This window comes from Methylobacterium cerastii (assembly GCF_022179125.1).
Taxonomy (GTDB): Bacteria; Pseudomonadota; Alphaproteobacteria; order Rhizobiales; family Beijerinckiaceae; genus Methylobacterium; species Methylobacterium cerastii.
Window position 1 is genome coordinate 70906 of the sequence record NZ_BPQG01000011.1, and the last position, 26938, is coordinate 97843.

At 70.8% G+C, this 26938-nt stretch carries 23 protein-coding genes and 1 pseudogene; 16 read left to right on the plus strand and 8 right to left on the minus strand.

Annotated features, from left to right (window positions below):
• Positions 1–2 precede the first annotated feature (2 nt).
• The 3 genes from MFF13_RS05945 to MFF13_RS05955 all read left to right on the plus strand — a co-directional run bounded on the left by MFF13_RS05945 (position 3) and on the right by MFF13_RS05955 (position 2994).
• Positions 3–821, plus strand: a complete 819-nt coding sequence (locus MFF13_RS05945; protein WP_147828178.1) for a TIGR00282 family metallophosphoesterase — start codon at positions 3–5, stop codon at positions 819–821.
• Between the two features lie 155 nt (positions 822–976).
• Positions 977–1981: a MotA/TolQ/ExbB proton channel family protein gene (locus tag MFF13_RS05950; protein WP_147828179.1), complete on the plus strand. Its 1005-nt coding sequence runs from the start codon at positions 977–979 to the stop codon at positions 1979–1981.
• On the plus strand, positions 1981–2994 hold the full coding sequence (locus tag MFF13_RS05955; protein WP_147828180.1) for a peptidoglycan -binding protein: 1014 nt from the start codon (positions 1981–1983) through the stop codon (positions 2992–2994). Before MFF13_RS05950 ends, MFF13_RS05955 begins: the two co-directional genes overlap by 1 nt.
• 7 nt (positions 2995–3001) lie before the next feature.
• On the opposite strand, the gene MFF13_RS05960 is transcribed toward MFF13_RS05955, so the two are convergent.
• Together MFF13_RS05960 and MFF13_RS05965 are read right to left on the minus strand one after the other, a co-directional pair.
• Positions 3002–4024 (minus strand): D-cysteine desulfhydrase family protein, encoded by a 1023-nt coding sequence (locus MFF13_RS05960; protein WP_238271375.1) that lies wholly within the window; start codon positions 4022–4024, stop codon positions 3002–3004.
• 84 nt (positions 4025–4108) lie between these two features.
• A complete protein-coding gene (locus MFF13_RS05965; protein WP_147753155.1) occupies positions 4109–5953 on the minus strand; it encodes an ABC transporter transmembrane domain-containing protein in 1845 nt (614 codons plus the stop codon).
• A 311-nt stretch (positions 5954–6264) separates the two neighbouring features.
• Here MFF13_RS05965 and rpmE point away from each other — a divergent pair, with 311 nt between their 5' ends.
• Complete coding sequence (rpmE, locus tag MFF13_RS05970) at positions 6265–6510, plus strand: 50S ribosomal protein L31 (protein WP_147753167.1); 246 nt, start codon at positions 6265–6267, stop codon at positions 6508–6510.
• A gap of 99 nt (positions 6511–6609) precedes the next feature.
• Here rpmE and rcdA read toward each other — a convergent pair whose 3' ends face one another.
• On the minus strand, positions 6610–7140 hold the full coding sequence (rcdA, locus tag MFF13_RS05975; protein ID WP_147753154.1) for a protease adaptor protein RcdA: 531 nt from the start codon (positions 7138–7140) through the stop codon (positions 6610–6612).
• 510 nt (positions 7141–7650) lie between these two features.
• On the opposite strand from rcdA, the gene MFF13_RS05980 reads away from it, so the two are divergent.
• The 3 genes from MFF13_RS05980 (at position 7651) to MFF13_RS05990 (ending at position 10427) form a co-directional block, all read left to right on the plus strand.
• Positions 7651–8955, plus strand: a complete 1305-nt coding sequence (locus MFF13_RS05980) for a L,D-transpeptidase family protein (protein ID WP_147761545.1) — start codon at positions 7651–7653, stop codon at positions 8953–8955.
• 201 nt (positions 8956–9156) lie between these two features.
• Positions 9157–9342 carry a hypothetical protein gene (locus tag MFF13_RS05985; protein WP_147761546.1) on the plus strand — a complete coding sequence of 62 codons (186 nt, stop codon included), beginning with the start codon at positions 9157–9159 and terminating at the stop codon, positions 9340–9342.
• A gap of 170 nt (positions 9343–9512) precedes the next feature.
• Positions 9513–10427: a DMT family transporter gene (locus tag MFF13_RS05990; protein WP_238271377.1), complete on the plus strand. Its 915-nt coding sequence runs from the start codon at positions 9513–9515 to the stop codon at positions 10425–10427.
• 31 nt (positions 10428–10458) lie between these two features.
• On the opposite strand, the gene MFF13_RS05995 is transcribed toward MFF13_RS05990, so the two are convergent.
• Together MFF13_RS05995 and MFF13_RS06000 are read right to left on the minus strand one after the other, a co-directional pair.
• The gene (locus tag MFF13_RS05995; protein WP_147753150.1) at positions 10459–10731 is read right to left on the minus strand and encodes a hypothetical protein; all 273 of its coding nucleotides are present in this window, start codon (positions 10729–10731) and stop codon (positions 10459–10461) included.
• A 166-nt stretch (positions 10732–10897) separates the two neighbouring features.
• A complete protein-coding gene (locus MFF13_RS06000) occupies positions 10898–11170 on the minus strand; it encodes a hypothetical protein (RefSeq protein WP_238271379.1) in 273 nt (90 codons plus the stop codon).
• Between the two features lie 395 nt (positions 11171–11565).
• On the opposite strand from MFF13_RS06000, the gene ileS reads away from it, so the two are divergent.
• The 7 genes from ileS to MFF13_RS06035 all read left to right on the plus strand — a co-directional run bounded on the left by ileS (position 11566) and on the right by MFF13_RS06035 (position 20814).
• Positions 11566–14541, plus strand: a complete 2976-nt coding sequence (gene ileS / locus MFF13_RS06005) for an isoleucine--tRNA ligase (RefSeq protein WP_147828184.1) — start codon at positions 11566–11568, stop codon at positions 14539–14541.
• Between the two features lie 70 nt (positions 14542–14611).
• Complete coding sequence (gene lspA, locus MFF13_RS06010) at positions 14612–15112, plus strand: signal peptidase II (protein ID WP_147828185.1); 501 nt, start codon at positions 14612–14614, stop codon at positions 15110–15112.
• Between the two features lie 207 nt (positions 15113–15319).
• Positions 15320–15940, plus strand: a complete 621-nt coding sequence (locus tag MFF13_RS06015; RefSeq protein WP_306422416.1) for a hypothetical protein — start codon at positions 15320–15322, stop codon at positions 15938–15940.
• 154 nt (positions 15941–16094) lie between these two features.
• Positions 16095–17495 carry a M16 family metallopeptidase gene (locus MFF13_RS06020; RefSeq protein WP_147828186.1) on the plus strand — a complete coding sequence of 467 codons (1401 nt, stop codon included), beginning with the start codon at positions 16095–16097 and terminating at the stop codon, positions 17493–17495.
• Positions 17496–17568: 73 nt separating this feature from the next.
• Positions 17569–18867 carry a M16 family metallopeptidase gene (locus MFF13_RS06025; protein WP_147828187.1) on the plus strand — a complete coding sequence of 433 codons (1299 nt, stop codon included), beginning with the start codon at positions 17569–17571 and terminating at the stop codon, positions 18865–18867.
• Between the two features lie 103 nt (positions 18868–18970).
• Positions 18971–19903 carry a ring-cleaving dioxygenase gene (locus MFF13_RS06030; RefSeq protein ID WP_238271381.1) on the plus strand — a complete coding sequence of 311 codons (933 nt, stop codon included), beginning with the start codon at positions 18971–18973 and terminating at the stop codon, positions 19901–19903.
• A gap of 137 nt (positions 19904–20040) precedes the next feature.
• A complete protein-coding gene (locus MFF13_RS06035) occupies positions 20041–20814 on the plus strand; it encodes a ferredoxin--NADP reductase (RefSeq protein ID WP_147751804.1) in 774 nt (257 codons plus the stop codon).
• Positions 20815–20911: 97 nt separating this feature from the next.
• Here MFF13_RS06035 and MFF13_RS06040 read toward each other — a convergent pair whose 3' ends face one another.
• Complete coding sequence (locus MFF13_RS06040; protein ID WP_147828189.1) at positions 20912–23842, minus strand: response regulator; 2931 nt, start codon at positions 23840–23842, stop codon at positions 20912–20914.
• Between the two features lie 88 nt (positions 23843–23930).
• Between MFF13_RS06040 and MFF13_RS26535 the strand changes: the two are divergent.
• Positions 23931–24005 (plus strand): annotated as a pseudogene (locus MFF13_RS26535) (hypothetical protein); the annotation flags it as partial.
• A gap of 26 nt (positions 24006–24031) precedes the next feature.
• Here MFF13_RS26535 and zapE read toward each other — a convergent pair.
• Complete coding sequence (gene zapE / locus MFF13_RS06045; RefSeq protein WP_238271384.1) at positions 24032–25261, minus strand: cell division protein ZapE; 1230 nt, start codon at positions 25259–25261, stop codon at positions 24032–24034.
• Positions 25262–25549: 288 nt separating this feature from the next.
• Between zapE and MFF13_RS06050 the strand changes: the two genes are divergently transcribed.
• Positions 25550–26140, plus strand: a complete 591-nt coding sequence (locus tag MFF13_RS06050; RefSeq protein WP_147751801.1) for a GNAT family N-acetyltransferase — start codon at positions 25550–25552, stop codon at positions 26138–26140.
• Positions 26141–26149: 9 nt separating this feature from the next.
• Here MFF13_RS06050 and MFF13_RS06055 read toward each other — a convergent pair whose 3' ends face one another.
• Positions 26150–26884 (minus strand): ComF family protein, encoded by a 735-nt coding sequence (locus MFF13_RS06055; RefSeq protein ID WP_238271399.1) that lies wholly within the window; start codon positions 26882–26884, stop codon positions 26150–26152.
• Between the last annotated feature and the right edge of the window lie 54 nt (positions 26885–26938).

Here is a 26938-nt window from a genome sequence, read left to right on the forward strand (position 1 = left end):
CGATGCGCCTTCTCTTCCTCGGCGACGTGGTCGGGCGCCCCGGCCGGAAGGCCGTCACCGACCGGCTTCCGTCCCTTCGAGAGCGCTGGCGGCTCGATTGCGTCGTCGTCAACGGCGAGAATGCGGCCGGCGGGTTCGGCATCACCGAATCGATCTGCGACGAAATTCTCGGGGCCGGCGCCGACGCGGTGACGCTCGGCAACCACTCCTTCGACCAGCGCGAGGCCTTGGTCTTCATCGCCCGGCAGCCCAAGCTCGTGCGGCCGGCGAACTACCCGCCCGGCACGCCGGGCCGCGGCGCGACCATCGTCGAGACCCGCGCCGGCGCCCGCATCCTCGTCGTCAACGTGATGGGGCGGCTGTTCATCGACGCGCTCGACGACCCCTTCGCCGCAGTCGAACGCGAGTTGTCCGCCTGCCCGCTCGGCGAGGCCGCCGACGCCGTGATCGTCGACGTGCATGCCGAGGCCACGAGCGAGAAGCAGGCCTTCGGCGTGTTCCTCGACGGCCGCGCCAGCCTCGTCGTCGGCACCCACACCCACGTGCCCACCGGCGACCACCGCATCCTTCCCGGCGGCACGGCCTACCTGACGGATGCCGGGATGTGCGGCGACTACGATTCGGTGCTCGGCATGCAGAAGGAGGAGCCGCTGCGCCGCTTCCTGCAGAAGACGCCGGGCGCCCGCCTGGAGACGGCGCAAGGGGAGGGGACGCTCTGCGGCATCGCCGTGGAGACCAACGCCGCCGGCCTCTCCGTGCGGGTCTCGGCCGTGCGCCTCGGGCCTCACCTTGAGGAAACCTGGCCTCGGGACTGGGATTAGCGGCTTCGAACGCCGGGAACGACAGTCGCGCGGCTTGATCGCACCGGAGGCTGACGCCACAGTGCCGGCCTGTTCGATCGAGGCCGCCGATCATCTTCGGGAGACGGCCTCGCGCCACCTTTCCCCTCGCGTCACCTGCCGAAGAGTCGCGACCGATGGCCGCCCGTTCCGACACCGCGTTTCCCGCCGCCCCAAGGGCGGAGGGGCCGACCACGAGGCCGATCGCGAAGCCGGGCATCTACCTGGTCCGGATGCTGGTCTTCCTGATTCTGGTCGGCTTCCTCGCCTTCATCCTGTTCCGGCAGATCACCCCCGCCTTCCAGGCCAACCCGGGCCTGAACGGACTGATCCTCGGCGTGCTGCTGATCGCGGTGCTGCTCGCCTTCGGGCAGGTGATCCGGCTCTACCGCGAGGCGTCCTACGTCAACGCCGTCGCGTCCGGCGAGGCGGCCAAGCGCCCGCCGAGCCTCGTCGTCCCGCTGGTGCCGGCGATCCAGGCCCGGCGCGAAGGCGCGACGCTTCCCGGCGTCCGCCCGTTCCTCGACACCGTCGCCGCGCGCCTCGACGAGGGCCGGGACATCCTGCGCTACATCGCCGGCATCCTGATCCTGCTCGGTTTGCTCGGCACGTTCTGGGGCCTGATCGACACGCTCTCCGCGGTCGGCTCGGTGATCAAGTCGATGCGCGGCGGCGGCGAAGCCAGCGTGATGTTCGACGAGCTGAAGAACGGGCTCGCCGTCCCCTTGAGCGGCATCGGGCTGGCGTTCTCGGCGTCGCTGTTCGGCCTGGCGAGCTCGCTGATCACCGGCTTCCTCGACCTGCAGGCGGGGCAGGCCCACGCCCGCTTCCACAACGAGCTGGAGGATTGGCTGGTCTCGGGCGAGGGGGCGGCCGCACCCGCCCTCGTCCAGGCGCACCAGGAACCAGCGGCGGCCGAGGCGCTGAAGGAAGCGGTCGAGCGGCTCACCGCCGTCGTCTCGGAAGGCGCGAACGGGCGCGCGGCGACCCAGGCGATGACCAACCTCGCCGAGGGCATCCAGGGCCTCGTCCAGCACATGCGCGCGGAGCAGCAGATGATCCGCGACTGGGTCGAGGCCCAGGCCGGCCGCGAGCGCGAGATGAAGCAGGTGCTCGACCGGCTCGGACGCGAGCGGGCCTGATGGCCTCTCGTCTCGTCCGCCGCGACCGCAGCGTCAACGTCTGGCCGGGCTACGTCGACGCGCTGGCGACGCTGCTGCTGTCGGTGGTGTTCCTGCTGACGATCTTCGTCGTCGGCCAGTTCTTCCTGTCGCAGGAACTGACCGGGCGCGACACCGTGCTGGCCAAGCTCAACCGCCAGATCGTCGACCTCACCGACCTCCTGGCGCTGGAGCGCTCGAACCGGCGCGGCCAGGAGGAGACGGCGCAGGCGTTGCGTAACACCCTGCTCGCCGCCGAGGCCGAGCGCGACCGTGCCCGCGCCGACGCCGCTGCATCCGCCGCGCATCGCGGCCAGGCGGGCGACCTCGACAAGCAGCTACAGGCCGAGCGGAGCGCCGCCGGCCGGGCGCAGTCGCAGATCGACATGCTCAACGACCAGATCGGCGCGATGCGGCGCCAGCTCGCAGCCCTGGAGGATGCGCTGGCAGCCTCGGAAAGCCGGGACCGCGAGAGCCAAGCCCGGATCGCCGACCTCGGCAGCCGGCTGAACGTCGCGCTCGCGCAGAAGGTGCAGGAGCTCGCGCGCTACCGCTCGGACTTCTTCGGGCGCCTGCGCCAGATCCTCGGCAACCGCACCGACATCCGCGTCGTCGGCGACCGCTTCGTGCTGCAATCCGAGGTGCTGTTCCCGGCGGGCTCCGCCTCGCTCAAGCCGGAGGCCAGCCCGGAGCTCGATCGGATCGCCGGGGCGATCCTCGACCTCGCCAAGCAGATCCCCTCCGACCTGCCCTGGGTCCTGCGCATCGACGGCCACACCGATGCGCGGCCCATCGCGAGTGCGCAATTCCCCTCGAATTGGTCGCTCTCGGCCGCGCGCGCCATCGCCGTGGTCCAGTACCTCGCCAGCAAGGGGCTGCCGCCGCAGCGGCTGCTCGCCGGCGCCTTCGGCGAGTTCCAGCCGCTCGATGCCGGCACAACCGAGGAAGCTTACGCCAAGAACCGGCGCATCGAGATGAAGCTGACCGAGCGCTGACGGTCGCTCAGCCCTCGGCGAACGCGCTCGGAGAGGCGAATAGCCCCGGCACGCCACCGGTCATCAGGAACAGGACCGCATCGCCCGGCCGGTAGTGACCCGCCCGGATGTCGTGCAGCAGCCCGGCGAAGGCCTTGCCGCTGTAGACCGGATCGAGCAGCACGCCTTCGGTGCGTGCGATCAGCCGGACGGCCTCGCGCATCGCGTCGGTCGGGATGCCGTAGCCCGGACCGCGATGGCTGCCATCGACCACGACGTCGGACGGGTCCAGCGTCGCGCCGGGCTTGAGCAGCGCCAGGGTTGCGTTGGCCTTGGCCAGCGTCTCGGCCTCGGCCTGCCCCTGCGTCGCCAGCACAGCATAGGATTTCGCAAGCTTCGGGTCGCGCCCCATCGCGAATAGCCCGGCGGCGAGGCCGGCATGGGTCCCCGCGCTGCCGTTGGCGGTGATGATGTGGGCGAAGGTGACACCCATCGCCTCGGATTGCGCGACGATCTCCTCGGCGCACGCCGCGTAGCCAAGGCTGCCGACCGCGCTCGATCCACCCGACGGGAACACCTGGACGCGCCGGCCCTCTGCCCGCAACGCAGCGGCGCGAGCCTCGGCTGCCGCCAGGGAATCGGCGTCGCCGGCCAACTCGTGGACGCTGGCGCCGAACAGGTCGTCGAGGAAGCGGTTGCCGTTGCCGGTGTAGTCCGGGTCGGTCCGTGGGACGGTGCGCGTGAGGAAAAGCTCGCAGGCGAAGTTTTCACGCGCGGCCGCCGCGGCCGTCAGGCGCGCATGGTTGGATTGCAGAGCGCCGACCGTGATGACGGTGTCGGCGCCATCGGAGCGCGCGGCCCCCAGCAGGAACTCGAGCTTCCTGAGTTTGTTGCCGCCCCCGCCGACATACGCGATGTCGTCGCGCTTCATGAAGAGGCGGACGCCGTTCAGCGCCGCGCCGAGGGCCGACGAGAGCCCGTTGAGCGGCTGGATCGGCGTCGGATGCGGGACCAGCGCAAGGCGCGGGAAGCGGTCGAGGTCGAGGCTCATGCCATCGATCTAGCGCATCGCGTCGCCGCGACGAACCGGGAAAGCCCCCGGGGCGAACGCTCGAAGGGCGCCTCGGCGAAGGCGCTACTCGCCGGCTGAGACGCTCACCCCGCGCACCCGCGGCTCCTTGCCCCGCGCAGTCTCGTCGAGCGCGTCGGTGAACTGAAGCGCGGCGAGCTGCGCGTAGAGCGCGCCCTGGGCGAGCAGGCTCTCGTGGGTGCCTTCCTCGACGATGCGGCCCTCGTCGAGGACGAGGATGCGGTCGGCGGCGCGGATGGTGGCGAGGCGGTGGGCGATGACCAGGGTCGTGCGCCCGCGCATCAGCCCGTCCAGCGCCGACTGCACCGCGCGCTCGCTCTCGGCGTCCAGCGCCGAGGTCGCCTCGTCGAGGAGCAGGATCGGCGCATCCTTGAGGATCGCGCGGGCGATGGCGACGCGCTGGCGCTGGCCACCGGACAGCGTCACGCCGCGCTCGCCCACCGGTGTGCCGTAGCCCTGGGGCAGGGCGCGGATGAAGCCGTCGGCATGCGCCAGCTCGGCGGCGCGCTGCACCTCTGCGTCGCTCGCATGCGGGCGGCCGTAGCGGATGTTCTCGGCGACCGAGCCCGAGAACACCGTGGGGTCCTGCGGCACCAGCGACATGCGGGCGCGCAGGGCCTCCGGGTCGACGCGGGCGATGTCGACGCCATCCACCAGCACCCGACCGGATTGCGGATCGTAGAAGCGCAACAGCAGCTGCAGCACCGTGCTCTTGCCGGCCCCCGAAGGACCGACGATAGCGATGCGCTCGCCCGGCGCCGCAGCGAAGGCGAAGCCGTCGAGGGCCGCGGTGGTGTCGCGGGTCGGGTAGGCGAAGCGCACCGCCTCGAAGGTGACGGCGCCGCGGGCCGGCACCGGCATCGGCACCGGGTCGGCCGGCGGCTTGATCGCCGGCACGGCGGCCAGGATCTCGCCGAGGCGTTCGGCAGCACCCGCGGCTTGGGCGAGCTCGCCGTAGACCTCCGAGAGCTGGCCGAGCGCGCTCGCGCCGAACACCGCGTACAGCACGAACTGCGACAGCTGCCCGGCGCTCATGGTGTGGGCGAGCACCCCTTGGGCCCCGTACCACATCACCCCGACGACGGAGGCCGAGATCAGGAAGATCGCAACGCCCGTGAGCAGCGCGCGGGCGCGGATCGATTCGCCGGCCGCGGAGTAGGCGTTCTCGGAGGCCTGGGCGAAGCGGTCGGCGGTGGCCGCGCCCATCCCGAAGGCCTGCATCGTGCGCACCGCGCCGACGGCCTCGGCGGCGTAGGCCGAGGCGTCGGCGAGGCGGTCCTGGGCGGCGCGCGAGCGGCGGCGTACGCCGCGGCCGGAGACGATCAGCGGGAACACGATCAGCGGGATCGCCACCAGCACCAGCACCGAGAGCCGCGGGCTGGTGATCACCATCATCGCGACGGCGCCGACGAACAGGAACAGGTTGCGCAGCAGGATCGAGATCGAGACGCCGAACACCGCCTTGACCTGCGTCGCGTCGGCGGTGAGCCGCGAGACGATCTCGCCGGACTGCGTCTTGTCGAAGAAGGCCGGGTCGAGGAGCGTCAGCTGCCGGAACACGGCGCTGCGGAGGTTCGCCACCACCCGCTCGCCCAGGGTCACCACGGTGTAGTACCGGGCGGCGCTCGACAGGGCGAGCACCGCGACGACGCCGAGCAGCGCCAGGAAGTAGGCGTTGATCATGCTCTCGCCCTCGGGCGAGAAACCGTGGTCGATCACCCGGCGCATGGCGATCGGCACCGTCAGCGTCGCGCCGGACGCCGCCAGCAGCGACAGGAAGGCGGCGACGATCCGCCCGCGATAGGCCGCCGCGAAGGGGATCAGCGGCCGGAGCGAACTTAACGGCGCCTTGTCGCGACCCTCGGCGGGCGGGTTCTTCTTGCGGGCCATCACGCCTCTGGTGTTTCGTCCCTCGTCCGCGCCACAAGCGTGCTTGTGAGCGGTCGGAGCCTGCGGTATACGCGCGCCTTCTTCCGATTGCGCGTGTGCAATGGCCGCGGGCCGCCAAGACGGGCCGTCGGCATCGCATGAGCGGTTCGCACGAACGTGAGGTTCGTGGCAACGGCCCGATCACAGAGTTTCAACCCACGGATCTTACGGGCGCGCCCTCCGCGCTCCCGGAGTTCGTGCACCGTCGAGGACGACACGTCATGGCAAAGAGCCCGGCCGTAAAGGCCCAAACGAATTCCGCCCCCGCGCCCATCGTCAAAGAGAAGAGGACCGGCGCGACGGTGCACCCCGAGTACCACTTCATCAAGGTCGTGATGACCGACGGCACCGAGTACCGGACGCGCTCGACCTACGGCAAGGACGGCGACACCCTGAACCTCGACATCGATCCGCTGACGCACCCGGCCTGGACCGGCGGCGAGCAGAAGATGCTCGATCGCGGCGGCCGCGTCTCGCGCTTCACCTCGCGCTTCGGCAACCTCGTCGGCCGCAAGTAGTCGGCCGCAAGTAGTCATCGAATGCCCGGCCTCGCGCCGGGCGCAAACGAAAAGGGCGGCACCGCGGTGCCGCCCTTTTTGCGTTCCGGCCCGAGCCGGTCAGGCCTGGAGGCCGGGGAAGGCCGTGCGCAGGCGGTTCTGCTGTGCCGCGACCGGGCTCTCGACCGCGACCGGCGTCGGGCGGTCGTCCGAGATCAGCCCGTCGAGGTGCAGGATGCGGGCGTGCAGGCGGCGCGCGCGCAGGATGAGGTTCTGGAGCCGGACCGGCAGCAGCGTGAAGCTCTCGGCCTTCGGCGCCTCGGTCGCGGCGAGCCGCACCCGGTTCTTCTCCTGCAGGGCCTGGCTTGCGGTCAGCTCGCCCTCGGAGACGGCGCGCTGAACCAGCAACCACGACGCGATCTGCATCAGCAGGGTCGTCAGGCGCATGCTCTCGGAGGCGTAGGACAAGGTCGCGTCCCGCGAGATCAGGCGCGACTCATCGCGGCCTTCGCCATCGAGGTAGGCGGCCGTCTCCTCCACCAGGGCCATGCCGTCGTGGAACAGGGTCCGGAAGGCTTCCGAGGTGACGTAGGTGCGGCCGAAGTCGACCCAGTCCTGCTCGTCCCGGAACGTGACGTCGTACCCGTTCATCCTACCTCCTGCGTCGCTGCCGGAGCCGGTGCCGTCCCATCTCGGAACGCGTCCGGCGTCTCAGCGACCCCTGCCGCAATCCTAGCGCCGATCCGAGAGTCGCGCCGGGACAACCCAACGGTAACGTTAACGGCGCACCCATGCGCCGCCTCACGCCTGCCGAGACCGAAGCGCTCGCGAAGAAGCCTGCGGATGGCCACGGCGATAGATGTCGCCCGACATCAAGGCCGAAGCGCGACGCCGCATGAGACGAGGCTGACGAACCCGATATCCGTCGCCACCGCGTCGACGCGGCCGTCGGGCACGACGCCCATCCGCTCCCCTAAAACGCACCGTTCGCGCTGTGGCGCGTAGGCCGCACGCGCTCGTGATGTGCGCGCTCGCACCGGCGCGCCACAATATAGCCCTGTCGCCATGGAGTCTTAACCGTACCCGGACACCCTGGGCCCAAGGGAACAGGCGGAACACCGCCGGTTCCACTTCGCCCATCCATGGACCAGAGCCACCACGATGCTCATTCAGGCTACCACCCGCGCCACCCTGAGCCTCGCGCTCCTCGGCACCGTCGCCCTCGCGGCCCCGGCCTCGGCGCGTGAGGCCGCCGGAGCCGGCTACGCCCAGGCCGAGTGGGCGCAGGACTACGCCTCGCCCGCCGCGATGCAGGTCCAGCGCTCCTCGACTCCGATCCTGTCGCCGCAGACGGTGGCCACCACCGAGCAGATGGTCGAGCGCTATAAGGAGATCGTCTCCCGCGGCGGCTGGAAGCCGGTGTCCGGCGCCGACCGCCTGCGCATCGGCGCCCGCGGCCCGGTCGTCGGGGCGGTGCGTCAGCGCCTGATCGTGACCGGCGACATCGACCCGGTGGCCGGCAATTCCGGCGTGTACGATTCCTACGTCGCCGCCGGCGTGAAGCGCTTCCAGGCCCGCCACGGCTTGAGCCAGACCGGCACGATGAGCATGGCGACGCAGCAGGCCATGAACGTGCCGGCCGACATCCGCCTGCGCCAGCTCGAGATCAACGCGGTGCGCCTGCGCTCCTATTCGGGCAACCTCGGCAACCGCTTCGTCATCACGAACATCCCGGCGGCGCTGGTTCAGACCGTCGAGAACGGCCAGGTCGTGACGCTGCACGCCGCCGGCGTCGGCAAGATCGACCGCCAGTCGCCGATCATGAACACCAAGGCGACGCAGATCAACTTCAACCCCTTCTGGACGGTCCCGGCTTCTATCGTGAAGAAGGACCTCATCCCCAAGATGCAGAAGGATCCGAACTACCTCACCGACAACAAGATCCGCATCTTCACCGGCGAGGCCGAGATCCAGCCGTCGCAGGTGAACTGGAACTCGGACGAGGGCACGCGCTACCGCTACCGCCAGGATTCGGGCGCCGACTTCAACTCGATGGGCATCGTGCGCATCAACATCCCGAACCCCTACGGCGTGTTCATGCACGACACGAACACCAAGGGCGTGTTCGGCGACGACTTCCGCTTCATCTCCTCGGGCTGCGTGCGCGTGCAGAACGTGCGCGAGTACATCACGTGGCTGCTGAAGGACACGCCCGGCTGGGGCCGCGAGCAGGTCGAGCAGGCGATCGAGAGCGGCAAGCGCGTCGACGCCACGCTGTCGTCGCCGGTGCCGGTCTACTGGACCTACATCACCGCGTGGGCGACGCCGGACGGCCTCGTTCAGTTCCGCGACGACATCTACAAGCGCGACGGCGTGAACGTGCCCTCGACGATCGGCGCGGCCACCCCGGTCGCCAGCGCCGAGACCGCGCCGCAGAGCTTCGAGCCCGGCGACGAGGAGAACTAGGCTCGGTACCATCGGCCCTTCGAGGTTCGCTGAAGCGGCCCGCATCCACCCGGATGCGGGCCGCTCTCGTTCTCACACGCCGCTTCCTCCACACGTGGACGCAGGGACAAATCTTCGGGACGTACAGCCATCGCGCGCGTCCGCATTCTCGCTCAAGTGAGACGACCGAGGCCCCGCGGCCGTGGAGCGAGAGAACGTCGGATGGAACGCACGGCATCGATCCCCGCCTGGGTCGCGCGACGCGGTTGGAGCCGGCGAAACCCGCACTGGGTGCGGGTGTGGCTCGACCGCAAGCCGAAGGCCGGTGGCTCCAAACCGAAACCGTCGGAGACGCAGGCCTCGACCGCGACGATCCTGCCGTTCTCGCGGGACAAGGACTGGGCTTGATCGACGGCGGGCCTCGCGCCACGCGCTGGCGGCACGGCGCGCGTGCGGCCGGGCGGGTGCCGGCCGGCGGCGCCGTCGATTAAGGTTCGCCGATCCCGGCGGCCCGAAGGTCCAAGACGATTTTCCGCGACGAAACGATGCCTGCCGGCCCGACGCCGCCAGCCGACCCGATGCCCGCAGCGAACGTGGCGCCCGGACGCGATCGGCGGCGCCTCGTCGGCATCGCGCTGATGTGCGGGACGCTGGCGTTCTTCGCCTGCCTCGACGCGTCGGCGAAGGTGCTGGCCCGGGCCGGCGTCGACCCGCTGCTCACCACCTTCATGCGCTACTTCGTGAGCGTGGCGCTGATCTCGGTGTTTCTGAACCCGGTGACGACGCCCACGGTGATGCGCAGCCGCCGCCTCGGCCTGCAGGTGGTGCGCTCGCTGCTGCTGTTCGGCTCGACGGCGCTCAACTTCTTCGCGCTTCGCCACCTCCAGCTCGCCGAGACCCTATCGATCCAGTTCGCGGCGCCGCTCACCGTGGCTTTGCTCGCCGGCCCGCTGCTCGGCGAGTGGTCGTCCCGCGGACGCCTGGCTGCGATCGCCGTCGGCTTCCTCGGCGTACTGGTGATCGTGCGTCCCGGGGTCGGCACCGTGCATCCTGCGGTGCTGCTCAGCCTCGGCAACATGCTGTGCTACGCGCTCTACATCCTGGCGACGCGCAAACTCGCGGCCCACGATTCGACTGCGACCACGATGGTCTATTCCGGTCTCGCGGGGATCGGCGTGATGACGCCGCTGCTGCCCTGGATCTGGACCGAGCCGGCCTCGCTCACGGTGTGGGCGCTGCTCGTCGGGATCGGCCTGTTCGGCACGATCGGGCACTGGCTGCTGATTCTGGCCCATGCGAGGGCGCCGGCCAACGTGCTCGCGCCGTTCCTCTACACCCAGCTTCTGTGGTCGCTGACCCTCGGCTTCCTGCTGTTCGGCGACGTCCCGAACCGCTGGACCGTGCTGGGCGCGGCGATCATCGTCGGATCGGGCCTGTATCTCCTCGCCCACGACGCGATCGCGCAACGAAAAGGGCCGGCCACCCGAAGGTGACCGGCCCGTTCGCACGTCGCGCGCTCCGGGCTTAGCGGCCCATGCGCTCGCGGCGGTCCATCCGCTCCTCTCGGCGCTCCTCGCGGTCGCGGCGCGACGGATCGGGATCGACGCCGAGCACGCCGCCGACGGTCCCGGTCGCCGCGCCGAGGGCGCCGCCGACCACGCCGCCAACCGGACCGGCCGCGCGGTTGCCGTCCTCGACGCCGCGCTCGGCGCCGCGAACGGTGCCCTGGGCCTGGGCAGCAACCGACAGGGCCAGCGGCGAAAGGATGAGGGTCGTGGCGATGAGCAGTGTCTTCATGGTCTCGAATTCCTTGATCGGGTTGGGTTTCTGTCCCGGCCGCACACCGCGCAGGCCTTGGGCTCGTGAAGTGTCAACGGCCGAAACCGTGAAAGGTCGCATTTTCCTAAGCGAGGATCCGGGCCCGGCGTGAACCGGGGCCAGGCCCGGCGCCGTCGCGCTCGTTTCAGCGGCGGTGGCGGCGGTGATGCCGGACGGCGCGGCGCGAGCGCAGGTCGGTGCGGTAGGCGCGGCGGCCGGGATCGATCCCGAGCGCGCCGTTGACCGTTCCGACAGCCCCGCCGACAGCCCCGCCGACGATGCCGCCCACCGGGCCGCCGACGCGGTCGCCCTCGGCCGCGCCGCGGCGGACGCCGCCGACGAGGCCCTGTGCCTCGACGGGCGCGGCGCCGGCGCAGGCGGTGAGGGCGAGCGTGGCGGCGATCAGGAGATGTTTCATGGCGTTACGTCCCATCCTGTTGTGCTCCGCGGCTCGGACCTGCGCCCGCCGGCGCGGACCGATCGCGTGGTCAGGCAACGAACCAGCCGCGATTTGGTGGCAGCATCCCGCAAGGCGTCCCGACGGCGTGGTGAATGCGCAGCCCCGTTCGGACCGCGCGCATCCGCTGGCCTCCGCTCGCGCCCGCTGCTAGAACGCGGCCATGCGCTGCGTCCACGCCCCACACGTCCGTCGAATTATGGGCCCGGCCGCCGCGTGAGGTCCGCGCCCGCGCGGCTGCGCGGAGGCCGGGATCGTCACGGGAGCCGCCGCTTCCATCGCCCCTCGCGCCGTGACATGCGCCGGCCTTCGCAAAGCCCGCACGCGCGCCGCCCGTTTCCAGGACGCCCGACCCCATGACCGACGAGACCCAAGCCGAAGCCCCGGCCGGCCGCGACTATTCCAAGACCCTCTACCTTCCGCAGACCGACTTCCCGATGCGGGCCGGCCTGCCGACGCGCGAGCCGCTGCTGCTGGAGCGCTGGAGCGCCACCGACCTCTACGGGCAGCTACGTGCCAACGCCGCCGGACGCCCGAAATTCGTGCTGCACGACGGGCCGCCCTACGCCAACGGCAACATCCACATCGGCACGGCGCTCAACAAGATCCTCAAGGACGTGATCGTCCGCTCCATGGGCGGACTCGGCTTCGACGCGAACTACGTGCCGGGCTGGGACTGCCACGGCCTGCCGATCGAGTGGAAGATCGAGGAGCAGTATCGCGCCAAGGGCCGCAACAAGGACGACGTGCCGGTCATCGAGTTCCGCCAGGAATGCCGGACCTTCGCCGGCCACTGGCTCGACGTGCAGCGAGCGGAGTTCAAGCGCCTCGGCGTCACCGGCGACTGGGACCATCCCTACGCCACCATGGCCTACCCGGCCGAAGCCGCCATCGCCGCCGAGCTGATCAAGTTCTCGATGAGCGGCCAGCTCTATCGCGGCTCCAAGCCGGTGATGTGGTCGGTGGTCGAGAAGACCGCGCTGGCCGAGGCCGAGGTCGAGTACGAGGAACACGTCAGCGACACCATCTTCGCCGCCTTCCCGATGCGCGCCGGCGCGGCAGCAGACCTCGGCGACGCCCGCGTCGTCATCTGGACGACGACGCCCTGGACCATGCCCGGCAACCGCGCCGTCGCCTATTCCAAGCGCGTGGCCTACGGCCTCTACCGGGTGACGGAGGCCGCGGAGGACAACTGGGCCAAGGTCGGCCAGACCTACCTCCTGGCGGACGGCCTTGCCGCAGGCGTCTTCGAGTCTGCGCGCGTCGCGGCGCATGAGCGCCTGCGCGACGTGACCCCGGCCGAACTCGCCGGCCTCACCCTGTCCCATCCGCTCGCCGGCCGCGGCTACGATTTCGCCGTGCCGATGCTCGACGGCGACCACGTCACCGACGAGGCCGGCACCGGCTTCGTCCACACCGCGCCGGGCCACGGCCGCGAGGATTTCGAGGTCTGGATGGCCAACGGCCGCGCGCTCGCCGAGCGCGGCATCGAGACCCGCATCCCCTACACCGTCGACGCCGACGGCGCGCTCACGAAGGACGCGCCCGGCTTCGAGGGACGGCGCGTCCTCACCGACAAGGGCGAGAAGGGCGACGCCAACAAGGCCGTGATGGCCGCTTTGCAGGAGGCCGGGACGCTGGTGGCGTCGGGGCGGCTCAAGCACAGCTACCCGCATTCCTGGCGCTCCAAGAAGCCGGTGATCTTCCGCAACACGCCGCAATGGTTCATCGCCATGGACAAGGCGGTGGACTCGCTCGGCGACCGCACCCTGCGCGAGGTCGCCCTGCAGGCGATCGAGGACACCCAGTGGGTGCCGCCCCAGGGCAAGAACCGCATCAACGGCATGGTCGGCAACCGGCCCGACTGGGTCGTGTCGCGCCAACGCGCCTGGGGCGTGCCGATCACGGTGTTCGTCAAGAAGGGCACCGGCGAGGTGCTGCGCGACGACCGCGTGAACGCCCGCATCGTCGCCGCCTTCGCGACTGAGGGCGCCGACGCCTGGTTCACCGACGCCGACGGCGCGCGCTTCCTCGCCCCCGACCACGACCCGGCAGCCTACGAGAAGGTCACCGACGTCCTCGACGTGTGGTTCGATTCCGGCTCGACGCACGCCTTCGTCCTCGACGACCCGGCGGCGTTCCCCGGCCTCGCCAACGTCGTGCGCCGCCGCGACGGCGGGCGGGACACGGTGATGTACCTCGAAGGGTCGGACCAGCACCGCGGCTGGTTCCAGTCGTCGCTGCTCGAATCCGCCGGCACGCGGGGCCGCGCGCCCTACGACACGGTGCTCACCCACGGCTTCGTCCTCGACGCCAAGGGGCTCAAGATGTCGAAGTCGAAGGGCAACGTCGTCGCGCCCCAGAGCATCATCAAGGATTCGGGGGCCGACATCCTGCGCCTGTGGGTCGCCGCCTCCGACTACACCGACGACCTGCGCATCGGCCCGGAGATCATCAAGACCTTCGCCGAGACCTACCGCAAGCTGCGCAACTCGCTCCGCTGGATGCTCGGCTCCCTCGCTCACCGCGTGGCGGGCGACGACGTGCCGTTCGCGGAGATGCCGGAACTCGAGCGCTTCGTGCTCCACCGTCTGCTCGAGCTCGACGGCGAGATCCGCGAGGCCTACCGCACCTTCGACACCAAGCGCGTGGTCGCGCTGCTGAACGGCTTCATGACCGGCGACCTGTCGTCGTTCTACTTCGACGTGCGCAAGGACGCGCTGTATTGCGACCCGGCCTCCTCGGTCACCCGCCGGGCCGCGCTGCAGGTGATCGACGAGGCGTTCCGCCGGGTCGTGATCTGGCTCGCGCCCGTGCTCGCCTTCACCGCCGAGGAGGCCTGGCTCGACCGGTTCCCATCGGAGACCGGCTCGGTCCACCTGCAGACCCTGCCGGAGACGCCGGCCTCCTGGCGCGACGACGCCCTCGCCGCGCGTTGGCAGAAGATCCGGCGGGTTCGCCGGGTCGTGACCGGCGCCCTGGAGATCGAGCGCGCGGCCAAGCGCATCGGCGCGAGCCTGGAGGCGGCGCCCACCGTCTCGATCGCCGAGCCGGAGCTGTTGACGGCCCTCGACGGCGTCGACTTCGCCGACGTCTGCATCACCTCCGCGATCCGGATCGAGGCCGGGGAGGGCCCCGCCGACGCGTTCCGCCTCGACGACGTCAAGGGCGTCGCCGTGGTCCCGGTGCGCGCCGAGGGCCGCAAGTGCGCCCGCTCCTGGCGCGTCACGCCGGAAGTCGGCAGCGACCCGGACTACCCGGACGTCACACCCCGCGACGCCCTGGCGCTTCGGGAATGGGATGCGGCGCATCCGGCGGCGAGCGCGGCGTGAGCGGGACGCGACCGCTTCGTTCCTCTTCCCTCCGTCGGGGAAGGGGAGAGGCTGCGGCGGGAGCCGCACGATGAAGCCCGTTCATCTCGGCCTCTTCGCCCTCGTCGCGACCCTGGTCCTCGACCAGCTCTCGAAGCTGTCGCTCTACTTCGGCACCGATCTCGTGCTGACCCAGCCCTGGCGCCTCGGACCCTATGCCGAGTTCGTCGTCGTCTGGAACAGGGGCGTGTCCTACGGACTGTTCCAGCAGGAGGGCGGCGTCGGCCGGTGGTTGCTGGTGGCGTTGTCGCTCGCTGCCGCCGTGGGCTTGAGCGTGTGGATGACCCGTACGGGGTCGCGCCTGCTGGCGACGGCGCTCGGCCTGATCGCCGGCGGCGCGCTCGGCAACGCGGTCGACCGGGCGGCCTACGGCGCGGTGTTCGATTTCGTGCACCTGCATGCCGGCGCGTGGTCCTGGTACGTGTTCAACGTCGCCGACGCGGCGATCGTCGCGGGCGTCGTCGGGTTGATCCTCGACAGCGTGCTGCCGGAACGGCGCGACGGCCTGTCCAGCGAGTCCCCGCCGGCGTGACCGGCCGGCGACGGCGGTGGATGCAGGTCGCTTATGGCTGGCCCCGAGCGGTCAAGGCGCCATACGATCGCCGGAAACCGGCTTCAGACCCGAAGCGCCGGATCAGGCCGTCATCCGTGCGGCCGCTTCGATGAACCCCGGAACGGGGATCGGGCGTCGGTGGGCAAGTTGCGGGGCATCATGATCGGGTACCGGGAGCTCATTCTCATGGCGGCGGCGATCGTCCTGCCGTCCGCGGTCCAGGCGCAGGAGCGGGGCGAGCTGCTGCGCAACACGCTGAGCGGCATCGGCCTCCTCGAGAAGCCGCAGGCGCCGATCGAATATCGCGAGCGCGCACCTCTGGTGATGCCGCCGCGCCTCGACGGAAAGGCCCTGCCGGCACCGCGCGCCGGCGCATCCTCGTCGCAATGGCCGAAGGAGCCCGAGGTGGTCGAGCGCGAGCGCGCCGCCGCCGAGCGCCGCGTGCCGAAGGGCAACCAGGCGCAGGGGCGCTACGAGGACAACAACGCGACGCTCTCGGTCGACGAGATGCGTTCCGGCCGCCGTGCCGACGCCAACGTGACCCGCGAGATCGAGCGCAAGCCCGGCGACAACACCCGGGAGGATTCCTGGGTCAACCCGCTCGACCTGATCCGCGGGATCGGCAACGAGAAGACCGAGCCGTCGGCGGTCGAGCCATCGCGCGACGTGCTCACCGATCCGCCCAAGGGCTACCGCCAGCCGCCCAAGAAGATCGTTCGCAACACCACCGACCCGATCAACAACGCCAGCCGCGAGCGCGAAGAATCCGATCCCGGCGCCTACCTGCGCGAGCAGCGTGCGCGCTGAGGCGCGGATGTGACACACGGTCGGTCGCCGTTCGGGACGGGACCGGCGCCGGCGCTTCCGGTACGGGAATTGCCGGACGAGACGATGCCGGCGCGCTGCCCCGCATCGAACCAGAAACGGACGGTCCCTTAAGGGCCGCACGAGGGAAGACGGTATGCATCTGTTCAGGAAGGCGACGCCCACCCTGTTCCCGGCCGGCGGCCGCTTCGCCAGCGCGGGGCGCGTCGAGGCGGCGCCGTTCGGGCGCTCCGAGGCCGGTGGGCCGGAGGTGTCGTCCTTCACCCTCGACAACGGGCTCGACGTGGTGGTGGTGCCGGATCACCGCGCGCCCGTCGTGACTCACATGATCTGGTACCGCAACGGTTCGGCCGACGACCCGCTCGGCCGGTCCGGCATCGCCCACTTCCTCGAGCACCTGATGTTCAAGGGCACCGAGAAGCACCCGGTCGGCGCCTTCTCGAAGGCCGTCTCCGGTCTCGGCGGCCAGGAGAACGCCTTCACCTCCTACGACTACACCGCCTACTTCCAGCGCGTCGCCCGCGACAACCTCGACACCATGATGGCGTTCGAGGCCGACCGCATGACCGGCCTCGTCCTCGAAGACGCGGTGGTCGCGCCCGAGCGCGACGTGGTGCTGGAGGAGCGCCGCATGCGGGTCGAGACCGATCCCTCCGCCCAGCTCTCCGAGGCGATGGCGGCCTCGCTCTTCGTGCACCACCCCTACGGCATCCCGATCATCGGCTGGATGCACGAGATCGAGGAGCTGAACCGCAACCACGCCCTCGACTACTACAAGCGCTTCTACACGCCCGAGAATGCGATCCTCGTGGTCGCCGGCGACGTGACGCCCGACGAGGTCCGGCGCCTGGCCGAGGCGACCTACGGGCGCGTCGCACCGCAGGGCGCCCGCCCGGTGCGGGTCCGCCCGCGGGAGCCCGAGCCGAAAGCGCTGCGCCGTCTCGCGGTGGCCGACCCGAAGGTCGAGCAGCCGACCTTGCAGCGGCTTTACCTCACGCCGTCCTGCATCACCGCCCGCGACGGAGGCTGCCACGATCTCGAACTGCTCGCCGAAGTGCTCGGCGGCGGCTCGACCTCCTACCTCTACCGAAAGCTCGTCATGGAGAGCGGCCTCGCGGTGAACGCGGGCGCCTGGTACATGGGCTCGGCGATCGACGACACCCGCTTCTCGGTCTACGCGATCCCCGCCGAGGGCGTCAGCCTGGAGAAGCTCGAGGCCGAGGTCGACCGCGTGCTCCGGCGCGCACCTTCCGAGGCGCTGAACGCCGAGGCGATCGAGCGGGCCAAGACCCGGCTGGTCGCCGAGACGGTTTACTCCTCCGATAGCCAGTCGTCGCTCGCGCGCATCTACGGCTCGGCGCTCGCCATCGGCGAGACCATTGAGGAGGTGCGCCGCTGGCCCGCCGACATCGAGGGCGTGACCCGCGAGCGTCTGGCGACGGCGAGCGAGCGCTGGCTGACGCCGTCCCGCTCGGTGACCGGCTACCTCGTCAAGGCGAGCGACCCGGACGCGCCCATGGCGATCGCCGCGGAATAGCGCCTTCGGCCTGCGGCGCCCGGCGCCGCACGCAGAGGCCGCATCCAAGAGAACGAGAACAACGAGGTCGTCCATGAACTTCGCCGACACCGACCTGGCCGAGACGCCGGTCCGCACCAAGGCGAGCCCGGCCAAGGCGCTACCGATCCAGACCGCCGCCGGGATCGAGGCGTGGCACGTCGAATCGCCGGTGGTGCCGATGATCGCGCTCGCCTTCACCTTCGAGGGCGGGGCGGCGCAGGACCCGGAGGGCAAGTCGGGCTGCGCCCAGATGTTGGCGCGTCTCCTCGACGAGGGTGCCGGCGACCTCGGCTCCGACGCCTTCCAGGAACGGCTCGCGGCACGCGCGATCGAGCTCTCGTTCCATGCCGGCCCCGACGCGATCGGCGGCTCGTTGAAGATGCTCGTCAAGCACGCCGACGAGGCGATCGACCTCCTGGCCCTGGCGCTCGCCAAGCCCCGCTTCGACGCCGACGCGATCGAGCGGGTCCGCGGCCAGGTGATCGCCGGCCTGCGCTACCAGCAGAACGACCCGGGCGTGATGGCCTCGCGCCGCTTCTTCGCCGAGGCCTTCGCCGGGCACGCCTACGGCCGGCCCTCGTCGGGCACGATCGAGGCGGTGTCGGCGATCACCCGCGACGACCTCGTGGCGATGCACGCCCAGCTCCTCGGCCGCGGCGCGGTGAAGATCGCCGCCGTCGGCGCGATCGGCGCCGAGCAGCTCGCCAAGAGCCTCGACCGCGCCTTCGGCGCGTTGTCGGAGGCCGGCGGCCTGCGCGCGATCGAGCGGACCACGGTGGGCGACCTCGGCAAGCGCGTGGTCGTCGACCTCGATGTGCCGCAATCGGTGATCCGCTTCGGCATGGCCGGCGTCGCCTGGCGCGACCCCGACTTCATCCCAGCCTACGTTCTCAACCACATCCTGGGCGGCGGCGCCTTCACCTCGCGGCTGTTCCAGGAAGTGCGCGAGAAGCGCGGTCTGGCGTACTCCGTCGGAACCTCGCTTGTCAGCCACCGCTCGGCGGCGATGACCTGGGGCTATACCGCGACCAAGAACGAGCGCGTCGGCGAGGCGGTGTCGGTCATCAGCGACGAGATCAACCGCCTGATCGCCGACGGACCGGACGACGAGGAGCTGCAGAAGGCCAAGGACTACCTCACCGGCTCCTACGCGCTGGGCTTCGACACCTCGACCAAGATCGCCCACCAGCTGGTGCAGATCGCGTTCGAAGGCCTCGGCATGGACTACATCGAGCGCCGCAACGCGCTGGTCTCGTCGGTCACGCAGGAGGACATCCGCCGGGCCGGCGCGCGGACCTTCGCCGACGGCCGGATGCTGGTCGTCGCCGCCGGGCGGCCGATCGGCCTCTAGAATTGACCCCATGATCCCTGGATCATGGGGAACGTCCCATCCCTTTGCCGGGCCGCGTTTTTCGCCGAACCGGCAACCCCTTCGACGGAAAACGCCCTCGCCGATGCAGCTCACCGGGATCCACCACCTGACCGCGATCACCGCGCGGGCTGCGGACAACCACGCCTTCTACACCCGCGTGCTCGGGCTGCGCCTGGTGAAGAAGACGGTGAACCAGGACGACGTCTCGGCCTACCACCTGTTCTACGCCGACGGGTTGGCCTCGCCCGGCACCGACGTCACCTTCTTCGACTGGCCGGCGCCACCTGAGCGGCGCGGGACGAACAGCATCACCCGCACACACCTGCGCGTGGCGGGGCCGACGGCGATCGAGGCTTGGCGCGAGCGCTTGGCGCGGGAGGGCGTGACCCATTCCGCGCCGGTGGAGCGCGACGGTCGCCTGACCCTCGACTTCGAGGATTCGGAAGGCCAGCGCCTGAGCCTCGTCGACGACGGCGGCGCGGGCGACGCGCATCCGTGGGCCGGCAGCCCGGTGGCGCCCGATCATCAGATCCGCGGCCTCGGACCGATCCGGCTGTCGGTGGCGCAGCCGGAGCCAACCGGCCGCGTCCTCGTCGACGTGCTGGGCATGGTGCACGCCCGCAGCTTCGAGACGCCGGAAGGTTCCGTCCACGTCTTCGCCATGGGGGAGGGCGGCCCGGCGGCAGAGGTGCAGCTTCTGGGCGACGCCTCCGCCCCTGCGCGGCAGGGAGCAGGCGCCGTCCACCATGTCGCCTTCCGTATCCCCGATGCGGATTACGCAGCCTGGGCCGACCGCCTGAACACGCGCCGGATGCCGTCGAGCGGCCCGGTCGACCGCTTCTACTTCCGAAGCCTGTACTTCCGCGAGCCGAACGGCATCCTGTTCGAGATCGCCACCGACGGTCCAGGCTTCACTGCAGACGAACCGCTCGACCGGCTCGGGCAGGGCTTGGCGCTGCCGCCGTTCCTCGAGCCGCGCCGGGCCGAGATCGAGGCCGGGTTGAAGCCGCTCTAGGCCGTATCGCCGCGGGTATTAAGAGCGATTCCAATCAGTTGCGGTTGCATGGCTGTGTGTCGTCGGCGCGTCTTGACCTGCGTTCCGCACCTGCGAAAAGACCGCCAGCCCCATCGGGATTCGGGACACCTCAGTCGATGAGCAAGTTCTATGAGGAGCGCGTTCTGTCGGTCCACCACTGGACCGACACGCTCTTCTCCTTCCGCACGACGCGCGATCCGGCCTTCCGCTTCCGGAACGGCGAGTTCACGATGATCGGCATCGAGGTCGAGGGGCGACCGCTCCTGCGCGCCTACAGCGTCGTCTCGGCCAACTACGAGGAGGAGCTGGAGTTCTTCTCGATCAAGGTCGAGGCCGGCCCGCTCACCTCGAAGCTGCAGCACCTCAAGGTCGGCGACCCGATCATCGTCGGCAAGAAGCCCACCGGCACGCTGGTGCTCGACAACCTGCTGCCGGGCAAGAACCTCTACCTCCTCGGCACCGGCACCGGGCTCGCGCCCTTCCTGTCGATCATCAAGGACCCGGAGACCTACGAGCGCTTCGAGAAGGTCGTCCTCGTCCACGGCTGCCGGCAGGTTCAGGAACTCGCCTACGGCGAGACCATCACCGAAAGCCTGCCGAAGCACGAGTTCCTCGGCGAGATGATCAGCGCACAGCTGATCTACTACCCGACCGTGACCCGCGAGCCGTTCCGCAACCGAGGCCGGATCACCGACCTGATGACCTCGGGCAAGCTGTTCGAGGATATCGACCTGCCGAACATGTCGGTCGAGAACGACCGCTTCATGCTGTGCGGCAGCCCCGACATGATCCGCGACACCCGCGAGCTGCTGACCAACGGCGGCTACGAAGAGGGCAACCACGGCGAAGCCGGCCATTACGTGATCGAGAAGGCCTTCGTCGAGAAATAGGTTTTCCCGACTTCCGAGCCTTGAGACGTACCCTCGAGCGCACCTGCTGAAGAAGTGTGGCCCCCTTTCCCGAACGGGAGAGGGGGCCGCGTCGTTTCTACGCCGGACCACCGACCAACCCGCGCACCTCCTGCGCAAGGTCCGACAGGCTCATCGAGCCCTTGCTGATCACACGGTCGGCCTGCCCCGCGAGGCGGCGACGATCCTCCGCGGTGATGTCCTTGGCGGTGAGCACCACCACGGGGATGTCGCGCCACTCCGCGCGGGTGCGCAGCGCCCGGAGGAAGCCGAAGCCGTCCATCTCCGGCATCATCAGGTCGAGAAGCACGAGGGCCGGCTTCTCCCGCGCCACCGCCTCCAGCGCGAGCTTGCCGTGCTCGGCCGAGCAGACCGGGAAACCCTCGCGCTCCAGGAAGGTCGTCACCCGCTCGCGGGCGTCGGGGTCGTCCTCGACCACGAGGATCGGCCCCTCGGCGTTGCCGGGACGGAACCGGTCGGTGACGGCCTTGAGGTGCCCCCACTCGATCGGCTTGTGCAGATAGTCGGTGGCGCCGAGGGAGAAGGCGAGGTTCTGCTCGTCGAGCACCGTCACCATGACGATCGGCGTCGCACCCAGCTCCGGGTCGGCTCGGAGCGCGCGCAGCACCGACCAGCCGTCCATCCGCGGCATGGTCACGTCCAGAAGGATCGCGCGCGGGCGTAGCGCCCGCGCCCGCTCCAGCCCCTGGCGTCCGTCCTCGGCGGTGGAGACGGCGAATCCCTCCTTCTCGAGAAAGCGGGCGAGCAGGTCGCGCGTCGCCGGGTCGTCGTCGATGACGAGGATACGGTTTCCGACCGCCCCGTCCTCGCCCTGCGCGGGGGCGGCATCGGGGCCGGCGAACTGCGCCGGCAGCGTCAGGGTGAAGGTGCTGCCCGCGCCTTCGACGCTCGCGACCTCGACGGTGCCGCCCAGAAGGCCGGCGAAGGCGCGGGTGATCGAGAGCCCGAGCCCGGTTCCGCCGAAGCGCCGGGTGGTGGAGGCGTCGGCCTGGGTGAAGCGCTCGAAAAGCCGGCCGACCTGCTCTTCGTTCATGCCGATGCCGGTGTCGCTTACCGCGAAGCGCAGGACGGCGTCGGCGTCGCGCGTGACGGTGAGGCCGACGCGGCCGTTCTCGGTGAACTTCGCCGCGTTGCTCAGAAGGTTGATCAGGCACTGGCGCAGCTTGGTCACGTCGGTATGCGCCGTGCCGACGTCGTCGGCGATCGTCAGGTCGAGGGCGTTGCCCTTCTTGGCGACCAAACCCTCGACGGTGGCGGCGACCTCGGCCACCACGTCGGCGACGGAGAAGTCCTCGGCGTAGATCTCGACCCGCTCGGCCTCGATCTTCGACAGATCGAGCACGTCGTTGATCAGCCCGAGGAGGTGGCGGGCGTTGGACTCGATCTTCTTCATGTCGGCGATCAGCGCCGGCTCGCCGAGGTCTTCCAGCTCCTCCTGCAGCATCTCGGAATAGCCGATCACCGCCGAGAGCGGGGTGCGCAGCTCGTGGCTCATGTTGGCCAGGAACTGGCTCTTGGCGCGGTTGGCGTCTTCGGCGGCCTGACGCGCCGCCTCGACCGCGGCTTCGGCCGCCTTGCGCTCGCTGATGTCGGTGTGGGTGCCGACCCATTCGCGCAGGCTGCCGTCCTCGGCGAGGATCGGCACGGCGCGTACCGCCATGTGCCGGAATTCGCCGTCGGCCCGGAGCAGGCGGTGCTCGGTCTCGTAGGGCTGCAGCGTCGAGACTGCCGCCTGCCAGGCCTTTGCGGTGTGCGCGCGGTCCTCGACGTGAATCACGTCGAGGAAGCCCTCGCCGGCATAGGCCGCGTCGTCCTGGCCGGTGAAGCGCGTCCAAGACGCCTGGCGCGGATGCAGGCTGCCCTCCGCGGTCGCCGTCCAGACGATCGACGCGCTCGCCTCGATGAGCGAGCGGAAGCGCTCCTCGCTGCGGCGCATGCGCTCCTCGACGATCCAGCGCAGGGTCTCGTCGAGGACGACGATGCCGACGCCCTCGATCGCCGGCTCTGGGTCCGACGAGGTGCCGCGCAACGGGTAGAAGCTCATCGAGAACCGGCGCACGCCACCGGGGGCCGAGGGCGTCGGCACCGCCACGGGAACGTCCGGCGTCACCAGCCCCTCGTTGAGGGCGGCGGCGAGCTTCGGGCCGAGGGCGTCCGCGAGGTTGGGCAGCATCGCCCAGATCGGCGCGCCGAGGTCGGCGCCGAAGCCGCGCTCGCTCATCACCGCGAGCGCCCGGTTCATGTGGCGGATCTTGAGGTCGCGATCGAGGAAGCCGAGGCCGACCGGGGCGTTCGCGAGGACGCCGTCGAGGAGCCCGGACATCCGCATCGCCTCGCGCCGGCGAACCAGGGCGAGGCGGGCGAGGAGGACGATCGCGACGACGGCACAGATCGCCGCCAGCACCGACAGCAGCAGGGAGCGGGCGACGTCCCGGCTGCGGTCGGCCTCCAGCCGTTCCGCGGTCGCCGCCTGCAGCCCCGCGGTCTCGGCGCGAATGGCGTCCATCAGCTGCTTGCCGACGCCGGTTCGGACGATCTCCGTCGCCGCGTCGAAGCTCACGTCCCGGCGGGCGGCGACGACGCGGGCCGCGAAGTCGCGCTTGTCCGCGATCAGGGCGGCGAGCGAGGCGCCGCCCTGGCGCACGGGCGCCTGCGCCACGCGGCCGAGCGCCGTCAGGCCCGTATCGATCGCGCCGAGCGCCTTCTGGTAGGGCTCGAGGTACATGTCGCCGCCGACGAGGACGTAGCCGCGCTCGCCGGTCTCGAGGTCCTTCACCGCCGAGAGCAGACGCTCGAGCTGCGAGATCCGCGCGGTCCCGGCCGCGACCGCAGCGCGGCTCGCCTCGCCGCCGACGTAGTTCCAGGCGCCGGCGACGAGGGCGACGAGCAGCAACCCGAAGGCGACCGGCGAGCCGAGCAGGCCCGCGAAAGGCCGCGCGCTGCGCCAGTTGGCCCGGCGCAGGAACGAGATCGACCGGGGATTGATCACGCGACGGCCATCCCGATCCGGGTCCGCGTCGCAGCACCACCCGCCGCGGGCGGATGTTTCGGATGGGTGATCATGTCGGGCGCCCCGGATCGGCCCGGCGACGTGCCGGGGCGATCCGCGCAGACATAACCGGGCGCGCGCGGTTGTCGAAGCTTTACCCGTCGGCGCGGCAGGCGCCGCGAAGCCGCATCAGGTCTCGACGAGGCCGGTCGTCGAGCCGGAAGCCTCGGAATCGGCCCGGCCGTGCGGCAGGGCGAGGTATTCCACCGAGCGCATCTCGATCAGCCGGGACACCGTCCGATCGAACTCGAAGGCCTCGCGGCCTTCCCGCACCGAGTAGAGCGCCTGCGCCTCGGCGGCGGCCGAGGCGACGAGCTTCACGTGGCGGTCGTACAGGGTGTCGATCAGGGTGATGAAGCGCTTGCACTCGTTGCGGTTCTGCTCGCCCATCACCGGAATCTCTTCGACGATCACCGTGTGGAAGGCGCGGGCGATCGCCATGTAGTCGGAGGCGCCGAGGGGCTGGGCGCAGAGGTCGTCGAAGCTGAACCGGGCGACGCCCGCAGCCTCCTGTGGCACCGGCACCTGACGGCCGTGCACGGTGAGCGTCGCAGACCGGCCCTTGGCCTTGCCGGTCAGGCCGCGGAAGGCGGCATCGAGCGCCGAGCGCGCGGCCGCGTCGGCGGGCACGTGGTAGACCGGCGCGCCGCCGAGTTTCTCGAGGCGGAAGTCGGTGCGCGAATCCAAGCGCAACACCTCGACCCGCTCCTTCAGCTCCTCGACGAAGGGCAGGAACAGGGCCCGGTTGAGGCCGCCCTCGTAGAGCCGGTCCGGCTCCACGTTCGAGGTCGCCACCACCGTCACGCCGCGCTTGAACAGCGCTCCGAACAGCCGGCCGAGGATCATCGCGTCGGCGATGTCGGTGACGGTGAACTCGTCGAAGCACAGCAGCGTCGAGTCGTCGGCCAAGGCGTCGGCGACCGGGCCGATCGGGTCGTCACCCTTGACCTCGCCGCGCTTCAGCGCCTGGCGGTAGGCGTGGATACGCTCGTGCGCGTCGGCGAGGAAACCGTGGAAGTGGACGCGGCGCTTCGGGCCGGGGGCGGCCTCGTGGAACAGGTCCATCAGCATGGTCTTGCCACGCCCGACCGAGCCCCAGATGTACAGCCCCTTCGTCGGCCCGACGGTGTCCTTGCGCGAGAACAGCCAGCCGAGGGCGCTGCCCTTCTTGGCGCGTCGGCGCCGCTCCAGGTCGAGGGCGAGCCGGTCGAGAGCGCGCACCAGCCGCGCCTGCGCCGGGTCGCGCTCGATCGCGCCCGACGCGATCAACGCCTCGTAGCGATCGTGGACCGGCCCGGGGGAGAGCGCGCCGCTGCGCGCGTCTGCGGAGGGCGCCTGGCTCGGCGAGGTAGGGCTCACGACATCCGGCTCACGACCACGGGATCCTGCTCGGCCTCGGCCCTGTTGCGGCGCGAAGGACGGATCACACGTCTGCCGCGCGCGCGCAGGGCGATCAACCCGCCGCCCGGCAAGATACGAGGAAACGGGTTCCATCCGCCCGGCGCATGTCAGCCCACGCCGCAAACTGCAAGGACGAATTGTTGCATTGCACAATCGGCTTGGCGGTGCGAGACCGGCGCTACCTTCGAGGGAGGGCACGCCCGGATGCGCGCAGACGTCAGCGCCGCGTAATCGGAGACTGGAACCATGGCACTGCCCGAGCCGAAGCCGGCGGGACACACGATCCGCCGCCTGCGTGCGAGCGACCGCGCCGAGATCCTCGCCTACTTCCTGCGCCTCGATCCGGAGACCCGTGCGAACCGCTTCATGGGCGCCGTCGGCGAGGCCGGGATCCGCGCCTACGCCGAGCGCGCCGTGACGGCGGAGGGCCTGATCTTCGGCGCGTTCGTCTCCGGCGTCCTGCGCGGCGTCGCCGAGTTGCGCCCGTCGCGCGCCGGCGCGACGGCGTTCGACCTCGGCGCCGAGGCGGAGGCGGCCTTCGCCGTCGAGCGCGCGTATCGCCGCCGCGGCCTCGGCGGCGCCCTGTTCGCGCGGATCACGGAAGCCGCCCGCAACCGAAGAGTCGGCGACCTGCACGTGCGGTGTCTCGCCCGGAACGGGCCGATGCGCCGTCTCGCGCTGCGCTATGGCGCCGACCTGCAGGCCAGCGGCATGGAGGCCGAGGCGGCCCTGCATCTCGAACGGCCGACGCCGTTCTCGCTCTGGCACGAGGGCATCGCCGAGGCCTTCGACCTGACGATCGCCGCCCTGCGGCCGCGCGGGCTGCCGCCGGCGTGAGACGACCGTTCAGCCGATCGGGTCGGCCACCAGCGCGAAGGTGAGGAGGTCGACGGAGGCCGCCCCGCCGCGCAACAGTGCGCGGGCGGCGGCGTTGGCGGTCGCGCCGGTGGTGGTGACGTCGTCGACGAGGAGGACGCGTCGGCCCTGAAGGGCGGCCCGGTGCGCCGGCGGCACGCGGAAGGCGCCCTGGAGATTCTCGGCGCGCCCGGCGCGGCTCAAGCCCACCTGCGAGCGCGTCGCCTTCACCCGCGCGAGCGCCTGCGGCAGGAACGGCACCCGCCCGGCGCGGGCGAGGGGGCGGGCGAGCAAAGCCGCCTGGTTGAACCGCCGTCGCCACAGCCGCCAGCGATGCAACGGCACCGGCACGACGCAATCGGCCTCCGCGATCAGGGCGGCGCCGGAGGCGGCCATCATCGCCGCCATCGCCTTGGCGAGGTCGAGGCGGTCCTCGTATTTCAAGCGGTGCACGAGCCCGCGAGCGGTGTCGTCGTAGAGCGCCACCGCTCGCGCCCGCTCGAAGACCGGCGGATCGCTGATCGCGCGCGGCGACAGCAGCGGGCCGATCCCGAGGTCGAGGGCGAACGGCGTCCCGTAGCGCGGGCAGCGCGGCTCCTCGATGAAGCGCAGGCCGGACCAGCAGGCGGGACAGAGCGCGCCGGGATCGGCCGTGGCTGCGCCGCATCCCGCGCAAGAGGGCGGGTAGACGAGGCCGACGAGCGCCCGAGCGGCGCGGCCGAAAATGGCGGAAGGCCGCGCACCTTTCGATGCACGGGCTTCCTCGCTGTCGATGTTTTC